The 26,912-nt window shown below is 76.3% G+C and carries 1 pseudogene; it reads right to left on the bottom strand.

From position 1 onward, the window contains the following. Window positions 1–151: 151 nt before the first annotated feature. Window positions 152–26,843: pseudogene (locus tag OG570_RS29420) on the bottom strand (SDR family NAD(P)-dependent oxidoreductase); the annotation flags it as partial. Window positions 26,844–26,912 lie beyond the last annotated feature (69 nt).

Here is a 26,912-nt window from a genome sequence, read left to right as displayed (position 1 = left end):
GGTTGTGGGCTCGGCACCGGCACCGGTTCCAGGAGCCGGCGCAGCTTCGCGGTGATCCGGTCGTCGAGCGCGGCCGGGTCGAGCGCGTCCAGCACCGAATCCAGGGTGGCCAGGAGATCGCCGGCCGGGGCGGCCAGCAGCTCCTCGAGCCGCTCGGCGAGGGCCCGCGCGGTGGGGTGGTCGAACACGACGGTCGCGGGCAGGGCCACGCCCGTCGCCGTGGTCAGGCGCCGGCGCAGCTCGACCGCGGTCAGCGAGTCGAACCCCGCCTCGCGGAACGGCTTCGCCGGGCCCGGGTCGGTGCCCAGCACCGCGGCGGCCTCGGCACGGACCAGCTCGGTGAGCGCCGTGCGCCGGCCCGCCGGGTCCAGGGGCCGCAGCCGTTCCCGCAGCGCTTCCGCCGCGGAGTCGTCCACTGTGGACTCTTCGGCTCCGGTGCCGGAGAGCCCGGCCAGCAGCGGGCTCGGCCGGGACGCGGTGAACAGCGACCCGAACCGGGCCCAGTCCATCGCGGTGACGACGGCGGTGGGCCGTCCGGTCCGCAGCGCCGCGCTCAGCGCCGTCAGCGCGTCGCCAGGATCCATTGTGGACAAACCCTGGCGCTCGAGCTGCCGCCGTGTCTCGCCGGTCAGCGCCTCGGTGGCCCAGGTGCCCCAGGCGACCGACAGGGCCGGGCGGCCCTGGGCGTGGCGGCGCTCGGCGAGTGCGTCGAGGAACCCGGCCGCCGCGGCGTGGGCCCCGCGCCGGGCGGCGCCCCAGATCCCGGCGGTGGCGGAGAACAGCACGAACGCGTCCAGCGGCCGGTCGGCCAGGAGGTCGTCGAGGTGGACGGCGCCGGTCACCTTGGCGGCGAACGCGTCGGCCAGGCTCGCCGGGGTCAGGTCGTCGACACCGGCCGGCCCGGCCGGGACGCCGGCGGCGTGCAGCACGGCGTCGGGCGGGTACTCCTCCAGGACCCGGGCGAGCGCGGCCCGGTCGGTGACGTCGCACGCCACCGCCGTCACCCGGCACCCCGGCAGGTCCGCCGGCTCGCCGCCGCGACGACTGAGCAGCACGACGTGGTCGGCGCCGGCTTCGGCGAGCCAACGCGTGAGGTGCGGGGCGAGGGCACCGCCACCGCCGGTGACCAGCACCGTTCCGCGCGGGGTCCAGCCGTCCCCGGCCGCCGGCGCGGTGTCGGGCACCAGGCGTCGGCCGAAGACGCCGTCCGCGCGCACGGCGACCTGGTCCTCGGTCCCGTCCAGCACGCCCGGCAGCCGGTCGGCCGCGTCGGGACCGGACAGGTCCACGAGACCACCCCAGCGGCCCGGGTGTTCCAGCGCGGCGGTCCGGCCGAGGGCCTGGACCTGGGCCGCGTCCGGGGTGGCCGTGGCTCCTTCGGTGACCACCCAGACCGGGGCCGGGACCGCCGCGGCGAGGGCCGCCTGCAGCCCGGGCAGCGCGGTGACGGCGTCGGCGGTGCCGGTGACCAGGATCAGGCCGTCAAGGGGGCCGGCGTCGTCGACGGGCCGGGTCGCCGCCTCCCGGTCGGCGCTCCAAGGGATCGTGACGACGTCCGCGCCCCGCGCCCGCAGCGCTGCGGCGACGCCGAGGTCATCGGCGGCCGCGGCCACCAGCCAGCGGCGGCCCGCGATCCGCGTTCCGTTGTCCGGCAACGCTTCCCACTCGACGCGGTAACGCAGCGAGCCGGGCCCGCGTGTCAGTGTCGGCTCCGGCTCCAGCCAGTAGCGCTTCTCCTGGAACGCCGTCGTCGGCACGGGCACGGTCCGCCGGGTGGCGGGCGGGAACAGCGGGGTCCAGTCGACGTCGGCGCCGTGCACGAACAGTGCGGCCAGCGCGGCGAGGGCGGTGGCGGGTTCCGGCCGGTCACGCCGGGTCAGCGCGACCGCGGTGAGCGTCTCGGGCGCCATCGCGGTCAGCACGCCGTCCGGCCCGACCTCCAGCACGGCCGCCACCGCGTGGCCGGCGATCGTGTCGAGCGCGTCGGCGAACCGGACGGGACTGCGGACCTGGTCGACCCAGTACCGCGCGGACGTCACGTCGCCGGCGATCACCGGCACCGCCGGCTCGTGGTACTCGACGCGGCCCGTCACCTGCGCGAACTCGGCCAGCATCGGCTCCACCAGTCCCGAGTGGAACGCGTGGCCCACCGGCAGCGGGGTCGTCTTGACCGGCAGGGACGCCGCGGCGGCGTGCACCGCGGCCGCGTCGCCGGACAGCACGACCGAGCGCGGCCCGTTGACGGCGGCGAGCCAGACCCCGTCGCCCAGTACGGAGTGGACGTCCACTTCGGACGCTTCGACCGCGACCATCGCCCCGCCGGGCGGCAGCTCCTGCATCAGCCGGCCGCGGTGCGCGACCAGCATCACGGCGTCCGGCAGCGAGAACACACCCGCGACGTACGCCGCGGTGAGCTCCCCCAGCGAATGCCCCGCCACGACCTTCGGGCGCACCCCGAACGACTCCAGCAACCGCACCATCGCGACCTCGACCGCGAACAACCCCGCCTGCGTGTACACCGTCTCGTGCACCGCGTCCGAGGCGATCGCCTCGCGCAACGGCTTGTCCAGGTACCGGTCGAACTCCGCGCACACCTCGTCGAACGCGTCCGCGTACGCGGGGAACGCCTGGTACAGCTCCTGCCCCATCCCGGCCCGCTGCGCGCCCTGCCCGGTGAAGACGAACGCGACGCCGTCGCGCGCCGGGTCGGCCTCACCGCGCACAGGCCCGCGCCGCAAGCCGTCGACCGCCTGGTCCCGGTCGCCCGCGAGGACGACCGCGCGGTGCTCCCACACCGCCCGGGACCGCAGCAGCGACCACGCGGGTGCCGTCAGGCTCTCCTGACCGTCCAAGTAGGACGCCACGCGCTCGGCCTGCGCGGTCAGTCCGGCGGCCGAGCGGGCCGACACGACGACCGGGACCACGCTCGGAGCCTCGGCCGGCGCGGCCGCCTCGGTCACCGGGGGCTCTTCCAGCACGAGGTGGGCGTTGGTGCCGCTCACCCCGAACGACGACACACCCGCGCGGCGCGGGCGGCCCGGCCGCGGCCACGGTTCGGCCTCCGTGAGCACGCGCACGTTCCCCGCCGTCCAGTCCACCCGGGACGACGGCTCGCCCGCGTGCAGTGACTTCGGCAGCTCGCCGTGGCGCATCGCCATGATCATCTTGACGACCCCCGCGACGCCCGCCGCGGCCTGGGTGTGCCCGATGTTCGACTTCAGCGACCCCAGCCACAACGGCGTTCCGCGGTCCTGGCCGTACGTCGCCAGCAGCGCCTGCGCCTCGATCGGGTCGCCCAGGGTCGTGCCGGTGCCGTGCGCTTCGACGGCGTCCACTTCGGACGGTGCCAAGCCGGCGTTGGCCAGTGCCTGCCGGATCACCGCCTGCTGCGCGGGACCACTCGGCGCGGTGAGCCCGTTCGACGCACCGTCCTGGTTGACCGCCGTCCCGCGCACGACCGCCAGCACCTCACGGCCGTCGCGGACCGCGACGGACAGCCGTTGCAGCACCACGACTCCCGCGCCTTCGGCCCAGGACGTCCCGTCCGCGTCGTCGGCGAAGGACTTGCACCGGCCGTCGGCGGCGAGACCGCCCTGCCGGGCGAACTCGGTGAACGCGGCCGGCGTCGCCATGACCGTGACCCCGCCGGCCAGCGCCAGCGAGCACTCCCCCGTCCGCAGCGACTGCGCGGCCAGGTGGATCGCGACCAGCGACGACGAACACGCCGTGTCGACCGTCACCGCGGGACCCCGCGCACCGAGCACGTAGGACACCCGGCCCGACAGCACGCTCGACGACGAGCCGGTCAGACCGAAGCCGTCGGTGTCCGTGCCGGGACCGTACTGCTGGGCCGAGGCCCCGACGAAGACTCCGACGGGCTCGCCGCGCAGCGACGTCGGCGCGATGCCGGACCGTTCGAGGGCTTCCCACGACGTCCGCAGGACGAGCCGCTGCTGCGGGTCCATGGCCCGGGCTTCGCGGGGCGAGATCCCGAAGAACTCCGGGTCGAACAGGCCCGCGTCGTGCACGAACCCGCCGGCGCCACCCGGGCTCCAGCCGCGGTCGGCCGGGAAGGGCGAGATCGCGTCGACCCCACCGGAAACCAGGTCCCACAACGCTTCCGGACTGTCCACCGCGCCCGGCAGACGCAGCCCGATGCCGACGACGACGATCGGATCGTCACCGGCCGCGGCAGGCGCGGTCACCGGCGCGGCCGCCGTCGCGCCGGTCAGCTCACCGTGCAGGTGGGCCGCGAGCGCCGCGGGGTCGGGGTGGTCGAAGACGGTCGTCGCGGGCAGCGCGAGGCCGGTGCGGGCGGCGAGGACGTCCCGCAGTTCGACGGCGGTCAGCGAGTCGAACCCGGCGTCGCGGAACGCCTGCCGGGCCGCGACGCCGGCCCCGCCGAGCACCGCGCGTGCCTCGGTGCGGACCAGATCGGTCAGGGTGGCCAGGTCGGTGCCGGCGAGCCGGGCGGGGCCGGTGACCGGCGCCGGCTCGGCGAAGGCGGTGAGGAGGGGGCTCGGGCGGGCCGCGGTGAAGACCGGGGCGAACCGCGGCCAGTCGACCGACGCCACGACCGCCGTCGGCGCGCCCGTCCGCAGCACCGCGCGCAACGCCGTCAGGGCCGGCGCCGGGGCCATCGGCGCGACGGCCCCGCGGGCCAGCCGGGCGCGGGCGCCGTCTTCGGTGCTCATGCCGGCGCTGTCCCAGGGACCCCAGGCGATCGAGACCGCGGTGCGGCCGCGGGCCCGGCGGGTCTCGGCGAGGGCGTCCAGGGTGCTGTTGGCGGCCGCGTAGGCGGCCTGACCGGCGGCGCCCCAGGTCGCGGCGACCGAGGAGAACAGCACGAAGGCGTCCAGCGGGCGGTCGCCCAGCAGCTCGTCGAGCAGCAGCGCGCCCTCCGCCTTCGCCGCGAGGACCCGCTCGAAGCCCGCCGGGTCGGCGTCCGCGACCGCGACGGCGCCACCGGACACCCCGGCGGCGTGGAAGACGGCGTCCGGCGGGTACTCGGCCAGGACGGCGGCCAGCGCGTCCCGGTCGGTGACGTCCGCCGCGACGACCTCGAACTCACCGGTGAGGGCCAGCGGGGCGTCCGGGCCCTGGCGGCTCACCAGGACGACGCGCTCGGCGCCGCGCTCCGCGAGGTCGCGGGCCAGGTGCGCGGCCAGCCCGCCGGTGCCGCCGGTGATCAGGACGGTGCCGCGCGGTGTCCACTCCGGACCGCCCGCGCTGGTCCCGGCCCGGACGAGCCGGCGGCCGAAGACCCCGGACGGCCGGATCGCGACCTGGTCCTCGTCGCCGGCGAGGACGTCGAGCACGCGGCGGACGACGGTGTCGTCGAGGACGGCGGGCAGGTCGAGCAGGCCGCCCCAGCGGCCGGGGTGCTCCAGCGCGACGGTCCGGCCGAGCCCCCACGCCTGGGCGGCGCGCGGATCGGCGGGCGCGTCCCCGCCGCCGACGCCGACCGCGCCGCGGGTGGCGACCCACAGCCGGGCGGACGTCGTGGCCAGCAGGTCCTGCACCCGCGGCAGCAGGGTGCCGGCGCGGCCGTCGGAGAGCAGGAGGACGTGGCCGGCGGGTTCGCCGGGCTCGGCGAGCACGCCGCGGTCACGCAGAGCGGCGGTGACGGTGCCGTCGTCACCCAAGACCGACCAGCGACCGGTGAGGGACGCCTCGGACCGCGGCAGCCGCTGCCAGGTGACCTGGTAACGCCAGTCGTCGACGGCGGATTCTTCCTGCCGCTTGCGGCGCCAGCGCACGAGGTCCGGCAGGACGGCGGCGAGCGACTCCGGAGCCGCGGCGGGGAGCACGTCGCCGAGCGCGGTCAGGTCCTCCCGCTCGATCGCCTGCCAGAAGGCGGCGTCGCCGGGGTCGGCGATCGCCGGACCGGGCCGCAGCCAGAAGTGCTGCTCCTGGAACGCGGTGGTGGGCAGCGGAACCACGTGCCGGGTGGCGGGCGGGAAGAGCGGCGTCCAGTCGACGTCGGCGCCGCGGGTGAAGAGGGTGGCCAGCGCGGCCGTGAGGGTGGCGCGTTCCGGCCGGTCGCGGCGGGTGAGCGCGACGACGTCGGCCGGCGACGGCGCGGGCAGCGATCGGATCAACGCCGTCAGGACGCCGCCCGGGCCGAGTTCCACCACGGTGCCCGGGGCGTGCGCCAGGAGCGTCCCGGCCGCCGCCGCGAAGCGCACCGGACGGCGGATCTGCTCCACCCAGTACCCGGCCGTGCCGACGTCGGCCTGCTCCCCGGTCACCGTCGAGATCAGCGGCAGCACCGGCTCGTGGAACTCCACCTCGGCGAGTTCCGCCGCGAACTCCGCGAGCACCGGCGCCATCAGTCCACTGTGGAACGCGTGGCCCACCGGCAGCACCGACGTCTCGAACCCGCGGGCCGCCAGTTCCGCGGCCGCCGCATCGAGCGCCTCCTGCGCGCCCGACAGCACGACCGACGCGGGCCCGTTGACCGCGGCCAGCCAGACGCCGTCGCCGAGCAGGGGCTCGACGTCCGCTTCGGCCGCCGTCACCGCCAGCATCGCCCCGCCCGGCGCCAATGCCTGCATCAACCGGCCGCGCGCGGCCACCATCCGGGCCGCGTCCGGCAGCGTGAACACGCCCGCCACGTGCGCCGCCGACAGCTCGCCCAGCGAGTGCCCCGCCACGACCTTCGGGCGCACGCCGAACGACTCCAGCAGCCGGGCCATCGCGACCTCGACCGCGAACAACCCCGCCTGCGCGTACACCGTCTCGTGCACGAGGTCCGACGCCAGCGCGTCGCGCACCGGCAGGTCGACGTGCCCGGCCAGCCGGCGGTCCAGCTCCGCGCACACCGCGTCGAACGCTTCCGCGTACGCCGGGAACTGCGCGTACAGCTCGGCTCCCATGCCCAGCCGCTGGGATCCCTGGCCCGCGAACACGAACGCCACGCCGCTCGCCGGGTCGGCCGGGCCACGGCTGTCCACGGCTCGCAACGCCGCGATCACGTCGTCGCGGCTGTCGCCCGTCACCACGGCCCGGTGTTCCCAGACCGCCCGGGACCGCACCAGTGACCAGGCCACGTCCGGTAAGGCCGCGCCGTCGGCCAGGACGGCCAGGAGGCGACCGGCCTGCGCTGTCAATCCCTCCGCCGAGCGGGCCGAGACGATCAGCGGGACGACGACGTCCGGTGTCGGCTCCCGGTCGTCGGCCGCCGGGGCCTGTTCCAGCACGAGGTGCGCGTTGGTGCCGCTGACCCCGAACGACGACACGCCGGCGCGGCGCGGGCGGTCACCGGCCGGCCAGGCGTGCGGTTCGGCCAGCAGCCGGATCGTGCCGGCCGACCAGTCCACGCGAGACGACGGCGTCCCGGCGTGCAGGGTGCGCGGCAGCTCGCCGTGCCGCAGGGCCAGGACCATCTTGATCACCCCGGCGACGCCCGCCGCGGCCTGCGCGTGCCCGATGTTGGACTTCAGCGACCCCAGCAGCAACGGCCGGTCCGGATCGCGTTCGGTCCCGTAGACGGCCTGGAGCGCCTGGACTTCGATCGGATCACCCAGGGTCGTGCCCGTGCCGTGGGCCTCGACGGCGTCCACTTCGGACGGTGCGACCCCGGCGTTGGCCAGCGCCCGCCGGATCACCGCTTGCTGCGCCGGGCCGTTCGGGGCGGTCAGGCCGTTCGACGCACCGTCCTGGTTGACCGCCGTGCCGCGCACCACGGCCAGCACCTCACGGCCGTCGCGGATCGCGTCGGAAAGCCGTTGCAGGACAAGCACACCGACGCCCTCGGCCCAGCCCGTGCCGTCCGCGTCGTCGGCGAACGACCGGCACCGGCCGTCGGTGGACAGGCCGCCCTGGCGGGCGAACTCCACGAACGCGGCCGGGGTCGCCATCACCGTGACCCCGCCGGCGAGCGCGGTCGAGCACTCGCCCGAACGCAGCGACTGCGTCGCGAGGTGGATCGCGACCAGCGACGACGAGCACGCCGTGTCGACGGTGACCGCCGGTCCGCGCGCACCGAGCACATAGGACACCCGGCCCGACAGCACGCTCGAGGACGAGCCGGTGAGCGCGAACCCCGCGGTCTCGGCCGGTGCCTCGTGCACCCGCGTGCCGTAGTCCTGCGCCATCGCGCCGAGGAACACCCCGACGTCGTCGCCCCGCACGGACGTCGGCGCGATGCCCGCCCGTTCGAGGGCCTCCCAGGCGGTCCGCAGCACGAGGCGCTGCTGCGGGTCCATGGCCAGGGCTTCGCGCGGTGAGATGCCGAAGAAGGCGGGATCGAACTGGCCGGCGTCGTGCAGGAAGCCGCCGGCGCGGGCGTAGGACGAGCCCGTGCCGACGTCCCAGCCCCGGTCGCCGGGGAACGGTGAGATGGCGTCGACGCCGTCGGACACCAGGTCCCACAACGATTCGGGACTGTCCACTCCGCCCGGGAGCCGGACGCCGATGCCGACGATGGCGATCGGCTCGTCGGTGGCCACCGACGCCGTAGGTGCCGGGGCGGCCTCGGCGCCGAGGAGTGCGTCGCGCAGGTGGGCGGCCAGTTCGGCCGGGGTCGGGTGGTCGAACACGGCCGTCGCGGGCAGGGTGACGCCGGTGGCCGCGGTGATCCGGTTGCGCAGCTCGACCGCCGTCAGCGAGTCGAAGCCGACGTCGCGGAACGCCCGTCCGCCCGCCACCGCGACCCCGCCGCCGAGCACAACGGCCGCTTCCGCGGTGACCAGGTCGGTCAGCGCGGCCAGCCGGGCCGGGCCGTCCAGCCGGCTCAGGCGGGCGGTCCACGTCCCGGCGCGAGCGGTGGTCCGCGCGGTCCGGCGGCCCCGGCCGGCCAGCTCCCGCAGCAGCGGCGGCACGGTCGCGGTGCGCGCCCGGTCGCGGAGCGCGGTGCGGTCCAGGACCATCGGGACCGTCGTGGGGCGCGGCGACGCGAGAGCCGCGTCGAGCAGGCGCAGCCCCTGTTCGGCGGTCAACGCGCCGACGCCGGTGCGGGCCATCCGCGTCGTGTCGGCCGTGCCGAGGTGCGCCGTCAGCCCGCTCGCGTCGGCCCACAGGCCCCAGGCCAGCGACACGGCGGGCCGGCCGGCGGCCCGCCGACTCGCGGCGAGGCCGTCGAGGAACGCGTTGGCCGCCGAGTAGCCGGCCTGCCCGGCGCCGCCGAGCACACCCGCGGCCGAGGAGAACAGCACGAACGCGGCCAGGTCGTGGCCGCGGGTCAGCTCGTCGAGGTGGGCGGCGGCGTCGGCCTTGGGCCGGAACACCGTGGCCAGCCCGGCCTCGTCCTGGGCGGCGAGGACGCTGTCGGCCAGGGCGCCGGCCGCGTGGACGACCGCGGTCAGCGCAACGCCGTCGAGCAGCGCGCGCAGCTGCTCCCGGTCGCCGACGTCGCAGGCCACGATCCGCGCCCGCGCGCCGGCCGCCCGCAGCTCGCCGGCCAGTTCGGCCGCGCCGTCGGCGTCCGGGCCGCGCCGGGACACCAGCAGCAGGTCTCGGACGCCGTGGCCGGCGACGAGGTGCCGCGCCACCAGCGCGCCCAGCCGGCCGGTGCCGCCGGTGATCAGCACCGTGCCCGCCGGGTCGAGCGAGCGCGGTGTGGTGAGGACGTTCTTGCCGATGTGCCTGCCCTGGGCCATGAAGCGGAACGCCGCCGGCGCCTGCCGGACGTCCCACGGCGTGACCGGGATCGGCCGCAGCACCCCGGACGCGAACAGGCCGAGGACTTCGCGGAGCAGCTCGCCGATGCGGTCCGGACCGGCTTCGTGCAGGTCGTAGGCCTGGTAGCCCGGGACACCGGTGCGGATGTCGGTCTTGCCCATCTCGAGGAACCGGCCGCCCTCGGCCAGCAAGCCCAGCGACGCGTCGACGAACTCCCCGGCCAGAGAGTTCAGCACGACGTCGACCGGGCCGAACGTCTCCGCGAACTCCAGGGTCCGCGAGTTCGCGATGTGGTCGTCCGGGATGCCCAGCTCCCGGAGTACGCCGTGCTTGCCGGGGCTCGCCGTCGCGTAGACCTCGGCGCCGAGGTGCCGCGCCAGCTGGACCGCGGCCATGCCGACGCCACCCGCGGCCGCGTGCACCAGCACCTTCTCGCCCGGGCAGAGGCCCGCGAGGTCGGCGAGACCGTAGAACGCCGTCAGGAACGCGACCGGGATCGACGCCGCCTGCTCGAACGACCAGCCGTCCGGCATCGGCGCCAGCGTGCGCGCGTCCGCCGCCACGACCTGCTGGAACGCGCGGGTGACCAGCCCGAGGACCCGGTCGCCGACCGCGAACCCGGTGACATCGGGACCGACCTCGACGACCACCCCGGCGCCCTCGCCGGCGACGCTCTGGAGGCCCAGCCGCACGCCGAGCCCGGCGAGCACGTCACGGAAGTTGATCCCGGCCGCGCGGACCGCCACCCGGACCTGGCCCGGCTCCAGCGGGTCTGCTTCGGACGGTTCCAGCGTGAGGTCGTCGAACGTGTCGCCGGACCGCAGGATCCACGGCGCGGCACCGTCCGGAAGGGACAGTCCGTCTTGACCGGGCCGGACGAGCCGCGGGACGAGGACACGCCCGTCGCGGACGGCGCACTGGTCTTCGCCGCGGGCGGCCAGTGCCGCCGGGAGACCGCCGGGCAGCTCGCCGTCGACGAGCAGGAGCCGGTCCGGGTGTTCGGTCTGCGCGGACCGCACGAGTCCCCACACGGCGGCGGCCACCGGGTCGTTGGGCTCGGGATGACCGGTCGACACGGCGTGGCGGGTGTGCACCACAAGCCGCGTCCCCGGCCCGGCGACGAACTCCTGGACCCGGCGCAGCACTCCGGCAACGACGGCGTGGAGGTCGCCCGTGTCCACGTGCAGGACTTCGGCGTCGCTCAGGTCGACGTCGGTGCCCGGCGGCAGCTCGGTCCACTCGACGGCGAACAGTGCCTCCCCGCCGGTTCCCGCCGCGGCGAGCTGATCCGGGCGGACGGGTCGGGTCGCCAGCGCGGCGACCGACAGGACGGGCGCGCCGGTCTCGTCGGCCAGCTCGACCGCGGTGCCGCCGGGCGCCGGGTGCAGGCGCACCCGGGCCGCGGTCGCACCCGTCGCGTGCAGCGTGACGCCGGTCCACGCGAACGGCAGCTCGACGCCGTCGCCCGCGGCCGGGATCAGCGGATGCAGGGCGGCGTCGACCAGCGCCGGGTGGATGGTGAAGCCCGTCGCGTCGACGCTGCCGGGCAGTGTGACCTCGGCGAACAGGTCCTCGTCGCGCCGCCACACGCGGGTGACGCCCCGGAACGCCGGGCCGTACTCGTACCCGCGGGCGGCCAGGACGTCGTAGAACCCGGCGAGGTCGGTTTCCACCGCGCCCGGCGGCGGCCAGGTCGACAAGTCCACAGTGGACTTCGTCGGATCGTCGGCGGCGAGGAGGCCTTCGGCGTGCCGGACCCAGCCACCGTCCACACGGGAGTAGAGGCTCACGGGCCGGCCGTCGCCGTCGGGTGCGCCCACCACGACCTGCACCGGGACGGCCCCGGTCTCGGGCAGGACCAGAGGCGTCTCGACGACGAGTTCCCGCAGCACGGGCGTGCCCGCCCGGTCCCCGGCGCGGATGGCGAGCTCGACCAGTGCCGCGCCCGGCACCAGGACGGTCCCGGACACGGCGTGGTCGCTCAGCCACGGCTGCGTCTCGCGGGAGATCCGGCCGGTGAAAACGATCCCGCCGGACGCGGCGCCCTCGACGGCCGCGCCCAGCACGGGGTGGTCGACGGCCTCCTGCCCGACGCCGGCGGGATCCGTGGTGGCCGGTCCGGCCCGCAGCCAGTAGTGCTCGCCCAGGAACGCCGTGGTCGGCAGCGCGACCGGCTCGGCTTCCGGCAGGAACGCCGTCCAGCCGACGTCGACGCCGCGGGTGAACAGCTCGGCCGCGGTCCGCAGCAGCCGGTCCCGTTCGGGCTGGTCGCGGCGCAGGCTGCCGCACACGAGCACCGCCGGATCGTCCACAGTGGCCTGGATGCTCGTGGTCAAGACCGGGTGCGAACTCGTTTCGAGGAACACGCGGTGGCCGTCGCCGGTCAGCGTGCGGATCGCGTCGGCGAAGCCGACCGTCGCGCGGAGGTTGCGGTACCAGTAGCCGGGGTCGAGCGTCTCCACCCAGTTCTGGTCCACTGTGGAGAACCACGGCACCGACGGCGCCGCGGTGCGCACGTCGGCCAGCGCGGTGGTCAGCTCGGCCTCGATCGCCTCGACCCGCGCGGTGTGCGAGGCGTAGTCCACCGGGATCCGGCGCACCTGCACGTCCTGCTCACGGTAGAACGCCTCGGCGTCGTCGAGCGCGGCACTCTCGCCGGCGAGGACGACGGCGTGCGGCGAGTTGACGGCGGCGGTTTCGACGCCGGGCCACCGGGCGAGGTCGGCCCGGGCGCGGTCCGCGCCGACACCGACCGACAGCATCCCGCCCGAGCCGGCGAGGCCGGTGGCGATCGCGCGGCTGCGCACCGCGACCACGCGCGCGGCGTCGGCCAGGGTCAGGGCGCCCGCGACGCAGGCGGCGGCGATCTCGCCCTGCGAGTGGCCGAGCACGGCGTCGGGCCGCAGCCCCGCCGACTCCCACCACGCCGCCAGCGACACCATCACCGCGAACGACACCGGCTGCACGACGTCGACGGCGTCCAGCGCGGCGGCGCCGTGCACGACGTCGGCGAGCGACCAGTCCACCCACGGCGCGAGGGCCGCTTCGCACTCCGCCATCCGTGCCGCGAACACCGGTTCGGTGCGCCACAGCTCGCGGCCCATCCCGGCCCACTGCGCGCCCTGGCCGGGGAAGACCCAGACGAGCTTGCCCGGCCCGGCCGGGTCGGCGACGCCGGTGACCACGCCGGACGCGGAGGTCCCCGCGGCCAGCGCGGTGAGACCCGCGATCGCCGTCTCCCGGTCGCTCGCCGCGACGACGGCGCGGTGCTCCCAGATCGCCCGGGTCCGCACCAGCGCGTTCGCCGTCCCGGCGAGGTCGTCAATTTCTCCGGCGAGCCGGGCCGCTTGAGCCGCGAGCCCGGCCGCCGAGCGCGCGGTCACGACCAGCGGCAGCGGACCGGTCACCGGCGCGGGCTCGGCCGGTTCGCGCGCGGGGCCCTGCTCCAGGACGAGGTGGGCGTTGGTGCCGCTGACGCCGAAGGACGACACGGCCGCGCGGCGCGGCCGGTCACCGGCGGGCCACTCGGCGGGCTCGGTGAGCAACCGGACGGCCCCGGCACTCCAGTCCACTTTGGACGACGGCGTGCCGGCATGCAGAGTCTTCGGCAGGACGCCGTGGCGCAGGGCCAGCACCATCTTCACCACGCCCGCGACGCCGGCCGCGGCCTGCGCGTGGCCGATGTTGGACTTCAGCGAACCCAGCCACAACGGGGTTTCCCGGTCCTGGCCGTAGGTCGCGAGCACCGCCTGCGCCTCGATCGGGTCACCCAGGACCGTCCCGGTGCCGTGCGCCTCGACGGCGTCCACTTCGGACGGTTCGAGGGCCGCGGCGGCGAGGGCCTGCCGGATCACCGCCTGCTGGGCCGGGCCGTTCGGGGCGGTGAGGCCGTTGGAGGCGCCGTCCTGGTTGACCGCGCTGCCCTTGACGACGGCGAGGATCTCCCGGCCGTCGCGGACGGCGTCGGACAGCCGTTGCAGCACGAGCACACCGACGCCTTCGGCCCAGCCGGTGCCGTCGGCGTCGTCCGAAAAGGACTTGCACCGGCCGTCCGCGGCCAGGCCGCGCTGCCGGGAGAACTCGACGAAGACCTCGGGGCTGGACAGCACGGTCGCGCCGCCGGCCAGCGCCATCGAGCACTCGCCCGCGCGCAGGGCCTGCGCCGCGAGGTGGATCGCGACCAGCGACGACGAGCACGCGGTGTCCACCGTGACGGCGGGCCCCTGCAGACCGAGCACGTAGGACACCCGGCCGGCGGCGACGCTGCCCGCCGATCCCGTGCCCCGCAGGCCTTCCAGCTCCGGGTCGGCGGGGGCACCGACGCCGTAGTCGTGGTACATCAGGCCGGTGAAGACGCCGACACGCTGTCCGCGCAGGGACGTCGGGGCGATGCCCGCGCGTTCGACGGCCTCCCACGAAGTCTCCAGGAGCAGCCGCTGCTGCGGATCCATGGCGAGGGCTTCGCGGGGCGAGATGCCGAAGAACCCGGCGTCGAACACGCCCGCGTCGTGCAGGAACCCGCCGGAGCGCGTGTAGGACGTGCCCGCGGCGTCCGGGTCGGGGTCGTAGAGCGCGGCGAGGTCCCAGCCGCGGTCGGCCGGGAAGCCCGCCACCGCGTCGACGCCGTCGTGCACCAGGTCCCAGAGCGCTTCGGGGCTGTCGACGCCGCCGGGGAGCCGCAGGCCCATCCCGACGATCGCGATCGGCTCGGCCGACGCGACAGTGGTCTCGGCGGCGGCCGGTGCCGACCCGAACAGCTCTCCGTGCAGGTGGGCGGCGAGCGCGGCCGGGTTCGGGTGGTCGAAGACGAGCGTCGCGGGCAGGGTGAGCCCGGTCGTGGCGGCCAGCCGGTTGCGCAGGTCGACGGCGGTGAGCGAGTCGAACCCGGCGTCGCGGAACGCCCGGCCCGGCGCGACGTCGAGGCCGCCGAGCACGGCCGAGGCCCCGGCGCAGACGAGGTCGTCGAGCGCGGCGCGGCGGGCGGCGGGAGCCAGCCGGGCGAGCCGGTCGGCGAACCCGCCGTCGCGGGCGGCGCGTGCCTGCGGGCGGACCGGCCCGGCGAGGCCGCGCAGCAGCGGCGGCACGGCCGGCAGGCGCCGGAGCGCGGGCAGGTCGAGGGCGATCGGGACGAGCACCGGCCGGTCCGAGGTCAGCGCGCGGTCGAACAGGTCCAGGCCCTGCGCGGTGCCGAGGCCTTCGCGGTTCCGGAGGCCGGCGGTCATGCCACTGGCTTCGGTCCAGAGTCCCCAGGCGAGCGAAACGGCGGGCCGGCCGGCGGCCCGGCGGCGGGTGGCGAGACCGTCGAGGAAGGCGTTGGCGGCGGCGTAGTTCGCTTGACCGGCGTTGCCCAGGACACCGGCGGCGGAGGAAAACAGCACGAAGGCGGCGAGGTCGCGGTCGCGGGTCAGTTCGTCGAGGTGGACGGCGGCGTCGGTCTTGGGCCGGAAGACGAGCTCGAGGCGGCCGCCGTCGAGGGCGGTGACGACGGCGTCGTCGAGCACCCCGGCGGCGTGGACGACGGCGGTGAGATCGGGGATGCCGTCGAGCAGGGCCTGGACCTGGTCGCGGTCCCCGACGTCGCAGGCCTCGACGCGGACGTCGGCGCCGAGCTCCCGCAGTTCGGCGGCGAGGTCGTCGCCGAGACCGCGCCGGGACGCCAGGACGAGGCGGCGGACGCCGTGGCCGGTGACGAGCCGGCGCGCGACGAGCGAGCCGAGCAGTCCGGTGCCGCCGGTGACGAGCGCGGTGCCGTCGGCCGGGAAGGTGTTCGTCCCGGCGGCGGCCCGCTCGAGCCGCGGGACGAGAACACGCGGTCCGCGCAGGGCGCACTGGGTTTCGTCGCGGGCCGCGAGCGCGGCGAGCACGCCGTGGCCGGGGGCCTCGCCGGCCTGGTCGACGAGCAGGAAGCGGCCGGGGTGCTCGGCCTGGGCGGCCCGCACCAGGCCCCAGACGGCGGCGGCCACCGGATCGGCGCTCTCCCCCGGCTCGGCCGCGACGGCCCCGGAGGTGACGACGGCGAGGCGCGCGGCCTGGTCCGCGCCGGCCAGGACGGCTTGCAGCACACGCAGCACGCGGTCGACGGTGGTCCGGACGCGCCGGGTCTCGGCTTCGGCGGGATCGGGGTCGACCGGCAGGACAACCCACTGAGCTTCCGCGTCGCCCAGGCCGAGCCACGGCTCGTCGCCCTCGAGAACCCGCACCGCACCGGGTTCCCCCGCGTCCAGGGACAGCTCCGTCCACGCGAGCGCGAACAACGCGTCGCTCGCCGACGTCGTCAGCTGGCCCGGGGTGACCGGCCGGGTCGTCAGGGCGCCCAGGGACAGCAGCGGCGTGCCCGTCGCGTCCGTCAGCTCGGCCGCCACGCCGCCTTCGGCCGGGCTCAGCGTGACGCGGGCCGCCGTCGCTCCCGTCGCGTGGATCGCCACCCGCGACCACGAGAACGGCAGCCGCACCTCGGTCGTGTCCAGCATCGCCGCGTGCAGCGCCGCGTCCATCAGGGCCGGGTGCAGCGTGTAGCCCGCCACGTCCGTGCCGTCGGGCAGCGCGACCTCCGCGAACACCACAGGACCCCGGCGCCACGCCGCGGTCAGGCCGCGGAACACCGGGCCGTAGCCGTAACCGTGCTCCGCGAGCCGGTCGTAGAACGCCGTGACGTCCACGGCTTCGGCGTCCGCGGGCGGCCACTCGGTCGCCGCGGCTGCCGAGGTCGAAGCCGCCGTCAGGACGCCCGTCGCGTGGCAGGTCCAGGTGCCGTCGCCGCCCCGGGAGTGCACGGTGACCGGCCGCGTGTCGCCGTCCGCCGCGCCGACGGTCACCCGCAGCTCGGCCGACGCCGTCTCCGGCAGCACCATCGGCGCTTCGACGACCAGTTCCCGCACCACCGGCACCCCGAGCCGGTCACCGGCCCGCACCGCCAGCTCCACGAACGTCGTCCCGGGCACCACCACGACACCCGACACAGCGTGGTCCGCCAGCCACGGGTGCGTCCGCAGCGAGACGCGTCCGGTCAGCGCGACGCCACCGGTCACCGGATCGTCCAGGGCGGCCGTCAGCAGCGGGTGCCCCACCCGCTCCAGGTCCGGGCCCCGCTCGGCCGTCAGCCAGTAGCGCTGCTCCTGGAACGCCGTGGTCGGCACCGCGGCGCCCGGCCCGGGCGCCAGCAACGCCGCCGGGTCCAAGGGAACGCCGTGCGCGAACAGCTCCGCCGCCGACCGCAGCAACCGGTCCTGCTCGGGTTCGTCCCGCCGCAGCGTGCCGCACACGACGGCGTCCGCGACGGTCTCCTGCACGCTCGTCGTCAGCACCGGGTGCGAGCTCGTCTCGACGAACACGCGGTGGCCCGCGTCGGCGAGCGCGCGCGTGGCGTCGGCGAACCGGACGGTGCCACGCAGGTTGCGGTACCAGTAGTCCGGCGACAGCGGACCGGTCGTCCACGCGCTGTCCACTGTGGAGTACCACGGGATCACGGGTGCCACGCTGTCCACATCGGACAGTTCGGCGGTCAGCTCGGCCTCGGCGCGGGCCACGTGCGCGGTGTGCGACGCGTAGTCCACCGGCACCCGCCGCACCCGGACGTCCTGCGCCCGGTAGGTCTCGGCCAGTTCGTCCAGCGCCGCGGGATCGCCGCCCAGCACGACCGCGTCGGGTGAGTTCACCGCCGCGATCTCGACGCCCTCGGCAAGCCGGATCTCCTCCTCGCCCAGTGCGACGGACAGCATCCCGCCGTGGCCGGCCAGCCGCCGCGCGATGATCCGGCTGCGCACCGAGACGACCCTGGCCGCGTCGGCCAGTGACAGCGCGCCGGCGACGCAGGCCGCGGCGATCTCGCCCTGCGAGTGCCCGACGACAGCGTCCGGCCGCAGGCCCAGGGACGCCCACACCGCGGCGAGCGACACCATCACCGCGAACGACACGGGCTGCACGACGTCCACCGCGTCGAGCGCGCCGGCGCCACGGACCACTTCGGACAGCGACCAGTCCACATGGGACGCGAGGGCTGCCTCGCACTCGGCCATCCGGGCGGCGAACACCGGGTTCGACGCCCACAGTTCCCGGCCCATACCGGCCCACTGCGCGCCCTGGCCGGGGAAGACCCACACGACGGGTCCGGGGTCCGCCGTCCCGCGCAGCACGTCGGGCGACGCGGACCCGGCCGCCACCGCACGCAGTCCGGCCACGGCCTGCTCGTGATCCGCGGCCAGCACCACGGCGCGGTGCTCCCAGTGGGCCCGCGAGTACAACAGGGAACGTCCGGCCGCGCCGACATCGGCAGGCAGCGACTCGGCCAGGCGGGCGGCCTGGTCGGCCAGGCCCGCCGCGGACCGGCCGGTGACGACGAGCGGCACCAACCCCGCGGACGGCTCCGGGCGCACCGGCGCGGGTCCCTGTTCCAGCACGACGTGCGCGTTGGTCCCGGACACCCCGAACGACGACACCCCGGCCCGCCGCGGCCGGTCGGCCACCTCCCACGGCCGGGCCTCGGTGAGCAGCCGGACCGCACCCGCCGTCCAGTCCACTTCGGACGTCGGCGCGTCGACGTGCAACGTCCGCGGCAGCACGCCGTGCCGCATGGCCAGGACCATCTTCAGCACGCCCGCCACCCCGGCGGCAGCCTGGGTGTGCCCGATGTTGGACTTCAACGACCCCAGCCACAGCGGTTCCGAGCGGTCCTGGCCGTACGTCGCGAGAAGCGCTTGTGCCTCGATCGGATCGCCCAGCGTCGTCGCCGTCCCGTGGGCTTCCACGGCGTCCACATCGGACGGACGTAGCCCCGCGTTCGCGAGTGCCTGCCGGATCACCGCTTGCTGCGACGGTCCGTTCGGCGCGGTGAGCCCGTTGGACGCGCCGTCCTGGTTGACCGCCGTGCCGCGCACGACGGCCAGCACCTCACGCCCGTCGCGCAGGGCGTCGGACCGGCGCTGCAGCACGAGGACGCCGACGCCTTCGGCCCAGCCGGTGCCCTGGGCGTCGTCGGCGAACGACCGGCACCGGCCGTCCGCGGCGAGGCCGCGCAGCCGGGAGAACTCGACGAAGATGTCCGGGGTGGCCAGCACGGTCGCCCCGCCCGCCAGCGCGAGCGAGCACTCCCCCGACCGCAGCGACTGCGCGGCCAGGTGCAGGGCGACCAGGGACGACGAGCACGCGGTGTCGACCGTGACGGCCGGACCGCGCGCACCGAGCACATAGGACACCCGGCCGGACAGGACGCTGGCGGAGGACCCGGTCATGACGTAACCCTCGGTCTCGCCGGAGGCGTCGCGCGCGCTGACCCCGTACGGCTGCGTCGAGGCCCCGAAGAACACCCCGGCGTTCTGCCCGCGCAGGGACGTCGGCGCGATGCCCGCGCGCTCCAGGGCCTCCCACGACGTCTGGAGCAGCAGCCGCTGCTGCGGGTCCATGGCCAGGGCTTCACGCGGCGAGATCCCGAAGAACGCCGGATCGAACAACGCGGCGTCGTCCAGGAAGCCGCCGTGCCGGGTGTAGGACTTGCCCGCGGCGTCGGGGTCCGGGTCGTAGAGCGCTTCGACGTCCCAGCCGCGGTCGGCCGGGAACTCCGAGATCGCGTCGACCTCGCCGGAAACGAGGTCCCACAACGCTTCCGGCGTGGTGACCCCGCCCGGGAGCCGGACGCCCATCCCGACGATCACCACCGGATCGTCGTCGTCCGCCGGACCTGTGGCGGCCACGGCGGGCGCGGCACGGCCGAGCAGGTCCGCGTGCAGCTGCTCGGCGAGGGCGGCCGGGCTGGGGTGGTCGAACACCACCGTCGCGGGCAAGGCCAGGCCGGTGCGGGCGGCGATGCGGTTGCGCAGTTCCACACCCATCAGGGAGTCGAACCCCGCGTCCCGGAACGCCTGCAGCGCGCCGACACCCGGCCCGCCACCCAGCACGGTGGCCGCTTCGGCCCGGACCAGCTCGGTCAGCAGCGCCAGCCCGGCGGCGTCGTCGAGGCCGGCCAGCCGGGCCGCGAGATCGGTGTCGCGCCCGCGCGCCGAGGGGCCGGCGAGTTCGCGCAGGACCGGCGCGATCTGGTCGCCGAGCTTCAGCGAGACCGGGACGAGCACCGGACGCTCGTCCGCGAGCGCGGCGTCCAGCAGCGCCATGCCCAGGGCCGGGTCGAGCGGCCGGAGGCCGGCGCGGGCCAGGCGGGCCGTGTCGGCCGCGCCGAGGCGCGCGGCCATGCCGTCGTCACCGGCCCACGGGCCCCAGGCCAGCGAGACCGCGGACCGTCCGGCCGCGCGGCGGCGGACGGCGAGGGCGTCGAGGAACGCGTTCGCCGCGGCGTAGTTCGCCTGGCCGGCGCCGCCGAACACCCCCGACACCGAGGAGAACAGCACGAACGCGGCCAGGTCGTGGCCGCGGGTCAGCTCGTCGAGGTGCACGGCGGCGTCGACCTTGGGCCGGAACACCTCGGCCAGCCGCGTCCCGTCCTGCGCGGCGAGGACGCCGTCGGCCAGCACCCCGGCCGTGTGCACGACGGCGGTGAGATCGGGGATGCCGTCGAGCAGGGCCCGGACCTGGTCGCGGTCGGCGACGTCGCAGGCGACGACGTCGACGCGGGCGCCGTGGGCCCGCAGTTCGGCGGCCAGGTCCGCCGCCCCCTCGGCGTCCGGGCCGCGACGCGAGGCGAGCACCACACTCCGGACGCCCCGTTCCGCCACGACGTGCCGCGCGACCAGCGAGCCGAGCACCCCGGTGCCGCCGGTGATCAGTACGGTGCCCGCGGGATCCCACCGCACCGGTTCCGGGGGCGTGACCCGGGTCAGCCGCGGTACCCGGACGCGCCCGTCGCGCACGGCGACCTCGGGCTCGTCGAGCGCGCCGACGGCTTCGAGGAGGTCCGCCGGGGCGAGGTCGCTGTGGGCGAGCACGATGCGGCCCGGGTGCTCGGCCTGCGCCGCGCGCACCAGACCACCGACGGCTGCCGCGACGGGCTCGTCGCCGACGCGGACCAGCAACCGGGTGTCCACTCGGGACGGTTCAGCGAGGAAAGCCTGCAGCAGAGCCAATACCTGGCTGACCACGGCGTGGGCCCGGGCGGGATCGGCGCCGGTCGCGTCGATCGGCAGCACCAGCCACGACGGCCGGTCAGCGGCCGCGAGGTCGTCGACGTCGTGGACGACCCGGTGCGACACCGGGCCCGGCTCGGCCGTCACTTCGCGCCACTCCAGCGCGTGGAAGCAGCTCGCGACGGTGACGGGCAGCTCGACCGGCCCGAGCGTCACCGACTCCGCGGACAGCGCCACCACGCCGTCCGCGTCCGTCACGGACAGGGAGAACTCGCCGTCGGCGGCCGGGACGAGCTGGGCCTCCAGCGGGCCGGAAGCCGCCGCGTGCCGCGTCACCCCGGTCCACGCCAGCGCGTCGTCCGACGCGGAGACGGCGAGCAGCGCGGCTTCCAGCAGGTCCGGGTCGACGGCGTAGCCCGCCGGCTCCGGGCCTGGGGCGGCCACCGCCAGCACCCCGCTCGCGTGGCGGGTCCAGGTGCCGTGCTGCTCGGCGTGCACCGTGATCGCGCGTTCGCCGTCCGCCTCCGCGCCGACGACGACCCGCACCGGGACGCCGCCCGTCTCGGGCAGCGTCAACGGCGTCCCGGCCGCCAGCCGGCGCACCACCGGCGCGCCGATCCGGTGTCCGGCCCACAACGCGAGTTCGAGCAGCGCCGCCGCCGGGACGACCGCCGTCCCGGCCACCCGCCGCACCGGGAGCGTCGCCGGGTACCGGCCGGTCAGCACCGCCCGGCCGGTCTCCGGGTCGGTCACCAGCGCGCCCAGCACGGGGTGGTCGACGGGCGTCTGGCCGACGGCCGCGACGTCGGCGGCCGCGGGCGGCGACTCCTGCCAGTACCGCTCACGGCGGAACGCGGTCGTCGGCAACGGCACCAGCGCCGCCCGCTCGGGCAGCACCGGCGTCCAGTCGACGTCGACGCCGTGCACGAACAGCCGCGCGAGCGCCGTCAGGAGCGTCTCCGGCTCGGGCCGGTCCCGGCGCAGCGGCACGACCGCGACCGGCCCGCCGTCGAGAACGGTCTGGGCCATCGCGGTCAGCACGCCGTCCGGGCCGGCTTCGACCACCACCGACACCCCGCGCGCGCCCAGCTCGGCGAGGGCGTCGCCGAACCGCACCGGACGGCGGATCTGCTCGACCCAGTAGTCCGCCGACGCCGGGTCGCCGTCCGCGCCGGTCACGATGGGCAGCGTCGGCGTGCGGTAGTCGATCACGGCCGCGACGGCCGCGAAGTCGGCGAGCATCGGCTCCATCAGTCCACTGTGGAACGCGTGGCTGACGGTCAGGGGCGTCGTCTTGTGGCCCCGCTCCGCGAGCTTCGCCGCGGCCGCCGCCACCGGCTCCGCGGCACCCGACAGCACCACCGACGCGGGCCCGTTCACCGCCGCCAGCCAGACGCCGTCGCCGAGTACACTGTGGACGTCCACTTCGGACGCCGCCACCGCGACCATCGCCCCGCCGGACGGCAACGCCTGCATCAACCGGCCCCGCGCGGCCACCAGCCGGGCCGCGTCCGGCAGCGAGAAGACACCCGCGACGTACGCGGCGGTCAGCTCGCCGACCGAGTGCCCGGCGACCACCGACGGCCGGACACCGAACGACGCGAGGAGCCGGACCAGCGCGACCTCGAGCGCGAACAGCCCGGCCTGCGCGTACCTCGTCTCGTGCAGTTCTTCGGACCCGAACACGACCTCCGCGACGGGCGTCCCGGTACCGTGCCGGTCCAGTTCGGCGCAGACTTCGTCGAAGGCCGCCGCGTACACCGGGAAGGCCGCGTACAGCTCGCGGCCCATCCCGACGCGCTGGGCGCCCTGGCCGGTGAACACGATGGCGATGTCCCCCGACGGACCCGCGACCCCTCGCTCGACCCCAGCACCGAGCACGACAGCGCGGTGCTCCCACGTCGTGCGGGTGCGCAGCAACGACACCGCGAGCGAACCCGGATCGACGTCCACAACGGACTCCAGCCGGGACAGCTGCTCGCTCAACGCCTCGGGCGACCGCGCCGACACGACCAGGGGCACCGGCAGCCCCGTCGGCTCCGGCACCGGCGTCTCGACCGGCGGTGCCTGTTCGAGGACGACGTGCGCGTTGGTGCCGGAGATGCCGAACGCCGAGACGGCGGCCCGGCGCGGCCGGCCCTCCCCCGGCCACGGCGCCTCCTCGGTGAGCAGCCGCACCGCGCCGGACGTCCAGTCCACGCGGGTCGACGGGACGCTCGCGTGCAGCGTCCGCGGCAGCACACCGTGCCGCATGGCGAGGATCATCTTGATCACCCCGGCCACGCCCGCCGCGGCCTGGGTGTGCCCGAGGTTGGACTTCAGCGACCCCAGCCACACCGGCGCGCGGCCACCGCGGTCCCGGCCGTAGGTCGCCAGCACGGCCTCGGCCTCGATCGGATCGCCCAGCGGCGTGCCGGTGCCGTGCGCCTCCACCGCGTCGACGTCCGCCGGGGACAGCCCGCCGGCGGCGAGGGCCTGCCGGATCACCGCGCGCTGCGCCGCGCCGCTCGGGGCGGTCAGGCCGTTGGACGCGCCGTCGGAGTTGACCGCGCTGCCGCGCAGCACCGCCAGCACCGGCCGCCCCTCGCGACGCGCGTCGGAAAGCCGTTGCAGGACCAGGACGCCGACGCCCTCGGCCCAGCCCGTGCCGTCGGCGTCGTCGGCGAAGGAGCGGCACCGGCCGTCCGGGGAGAGGCCGCCGTGCCGCGCGAACTCCGCGAACACCCCCGGGTTCGCCATCACCGTCGCGCCACCCGCCACGGCCAGGGTGCACTCCCCGCTGCGCAGGGCCTGCGCCGCCAGGTGCATCGCGACCAGCGACGACGAGCACGCGGTGTCCACCGTGAGCGCCGGGCCGCGGGTGCCGAGCAGGTACGCGATCCGGCCGGACAGCACGCTCGTCGACGTCCCGGTCAGCGCGTACCCCTCGCCGCGGCCGGTGTTCTCGTGCAGCCGGACGCCGTAGTCCTGGGCCATCGCGCCGAGGAACACGCCGGTGGCGCTCTCGCGCAGCGACGTCGGGTCGATCGCCGCGCGTTCCAGGGCTTCCCACGTGGTCTCCAGCAGCAGCCGCTGCTGGGGTTCCATGGCCAGCGCTTCGCGCGGGGAGATCCGGAAGAACGCGGCGTCGAAGTCGCCCGCGTCGTGCAGGAAACCGCCGCCGCGGGCGGTGGCCAGCACGTCGGCGCTCCAGCCGCGGTCGGCGGGCATGGGCGAGATCGCGTCGGCGCCGTCGGCCAGCACCGACCAGAACGTCTCCGGCGAGTCGATGCCGCCGGGGAAGCGGCAGCCGATGCCGACGATGGCGATCGGGTCGTCACCGGAAACATCCGGCGCAGGCTCGGGTCCGGCGGGGTCAGTTTCGACTTCGGCGGCCAGGAAATCCGCGAGCCGCGCGGGTGTCGGGTGGTCGAACACCGCCGCGGCGGTGACGGAACCGAGGCGCCCGGCCAGTTCCACCACCATCGCCGAGTCGAACCCCAGCTCGCTGAACGACGCGGACGGTTCCACCTGCGCGACGTCGTGCGCGCCCAGGACGACGGCGGTCTCTTGGCGCACCAGCGCGTGCAGGTCCACCGGCCCCGCCGCGGGCGCGGCCACCGGGCCGGTGTCGCCGAGCCAGAACCGCTCGCGCTGGAAGGCGTACGTCGGCAGGTCCACCCGGGCCGCGCCCGGGAAGTGCCGGGACCAGTCGACCGGGACGCCGCGGACGTGCAGTTCGGCCAGCGACGTCAGGGCCTGCGTCAGCCCGCCTTCGCCGCGGCGCAGCGTGCCGGTAGCGACCGCGCCGCCGCCCGAAGCGGCGATCGCCTCGCGCACGCTGCCCAGCAGCATCGGGTGCGGGCTGACCTCGACGAACGCCGTGAAGCCCGCGGCGAGCAGCGCGCTCGTCGCGCCGTGGAAGTCGACGGTCTCGCGCAGGTTGCGGTACCAGTACCCGGCGTCGAGGGCGTCGCCGTCGACCGGTCCCGCCGTCACCGTGGAGTAGAACGGGACGGCGGCCGGGCCGGGGCGCAGACCGGTCAGGCCGGAGCGCAGCCCGGCCTCCATCGGCGCCACCCACGGCGAGTGCGACGCGTAGTCCGCGGCGATCCGCCGGACGCGCGCCTCTTCTTCCCAGTCCTCGACCAGCTCGCCCAGCGCTTCGTCGTCGCCAGCGACCAGGACCCACGCGGGCCCGTTGACGACCGACACCGACAGCCGGCCGTCCCAGCGGCCGAGGCGCTCCCGGACGACGTCCGCGGGCAGCCGCACCGACACCATGCCGGTGCCCGCGGGCACCTCGCGCGCCGCGACCTGCGCCCGCACCGCGATGACTCGCGCGCCCTCTTCCAACGTCAACGCGCCGGAGACGCACGCGGCGGCGATCTCACCCTGCGAGTGCCCGACGACCGCCGCCGGTTCGACGCCCAGCGAGCGCCACAACGCGGCCAGCGAGACCATCACCGCCCACAGCACCGGCTGGTTGACCTCGGTCCGCGCCATGCTGGGCGAGTCCTCACCCTCGCTCAGCACGTCCAGCAGCGAAAAGTCCACGTGCGGCGCGAGCGCGTCCGCGCAGGCACGCAGCGACTCGGCGAACACCGGCGACGTCGCCAGCAGCTCGTCGGCCATCCCGGCCCACTGGGAACCCTGGCCGGGGAACACGAACACCGCGCCGCCGCGCGCGCCCGCCGTGATCCCGGGGTCGGCGCCGCCGCGGACCAGCCCGGGCGCGATGCCGCCGCCGGCCAGCGCTCGCGCGCCGCCGAGCAGCTCGGCCGAGGACGAGCCGACCAGCACCGCGCGCGACGGGAGCGCCGCGCGGGTCGTGGCCAGGGACCAGCCGACGTCGTGGCGGGTGCCTTCGGCGTGCTCGGCGAGCCGCCCCGCTTGCGCGGCCAGCGCGGCGTCACCCTGGCCGGACAGCACCCACGCGACCGGGCCGTCCTGCGGCGCACCGCCCGCCGGGGCCGCCGGGCCTTCGGCCAGCACGACGTGGCAGTTGGTGCCGCCCATGCCGAACGACGACACCGCCGCCCGCGCGCGCTCGGCGTCCGGCCACGGCTCGAGCCCGCGCGCCACCCGCAGCCGCCACTCGTCGAACCGGATGGCCGGGTTGGGCCGGTCGAAGTTGAGGTTCGGCGGCACGACCCGGTGCGTCACGGCCAGCACGGCCTTGAGCAGCCCGGCGACGCCCGCCGCGCCTTCGAGGTGCCCGAGGTTGGTCTTCGCGGAGCCGACCCACAGCGGCGACGTCCGCGCAGCGCCGTAGACCGCGCCCAGCGCGGCGGCCTCGATCGGGTCCCCCACCGCCGTGCCGGTGCCGTGCAGCTCGACGTACTGGACGTCGGCCGGGTCCACCGCCGCGCGGCGGCACGCCGACCGCAGCACGCGTTCCTGGGCCTCGGCGCTCGGGACGGTCAGCCCCGCGCTCGGGCCGTCGTTGTTGACCGCGCTGCCCTCGATGACGCAGTACACGCGATCGCCGTCGGCCAACGCGCGCGAGAGCGTCTTCAGCACGACGATGCCGCCGCCCTCGCCGCGGACGATGCCGTTCGCGCGTTCGTCGAAGGTGAAGCAGGCGCCGTCCGGGGACAGCGCGCCCAGCTCGGCGAGCGCGGCCGTGCTCTCCTCGGCCAGGTTCAGCTGGACCCCGCCGGCCAGCGCCAGGTCCGCCTCGCCGGAGCGCAGCGCGGCGCCGGCCAGGTGCACCGCGACCAGGCCGGACGACTGCCCGGTGTCCACCGACATGCTCGGCCCCGACAGGCCGAGGACGTAGGAGACGCGGTTGGCGAGGATGGCCCGGTTCACCCCGGTCATCGTGTGGTGCCCGATCCGCGCGCCGGACCGGCGGGCCAGCGCCGCGTAGTCGTCCGCGGTCACCCCGACGAACACACCGGTTTCGCTGCCCCGCAGGGAATCCGGCGCGGTCCGGGCGTCCTCCAGCGCGGCCCAGGCCAGCTCCAGCACCAGCCGCTGCTGCGGGTCCATCTCGCGTGCCTCGCGCGGCGACACCCCGAACAGCGCGGCGTCGAAGCGGTCGACGTCGCGCAGGTAGCCGGCCGGGCCGGTGTCCGGCCGGCCGCCGGGTGCGGGCCCGACCGCGGACACGCCGTCACGCAGCAGGTCCCAGTACTCCGCCGGGCCGTCGGCCCCGGGGAACCGGCACGCCATCCCCACCACCGCAACGGGTTCCGGGCGTGCGGCAGGGCGGTGCGTGGGCGTCATGCTGCTCCCGGCGTCGATGCGGCGATCCGACCCCGCGAGCTAACCGTGAACGAGGTGGGGGAATCCCTA

It is taken from the genome of Amycolatopsis sp. NBC_01286 (assembly GCF_035982555.1).
Classification (GTDB): domain Bacteria; phylum Actinomycetota; class Actinomycetes; order Mycobacteriales; family Pseudonocardiaceae; genus Amycolatopsis.
Note: the sequence above shows the minus strand (reverse complement) of the source record. Positions and strands in the feature narration are given on the sequence as shown.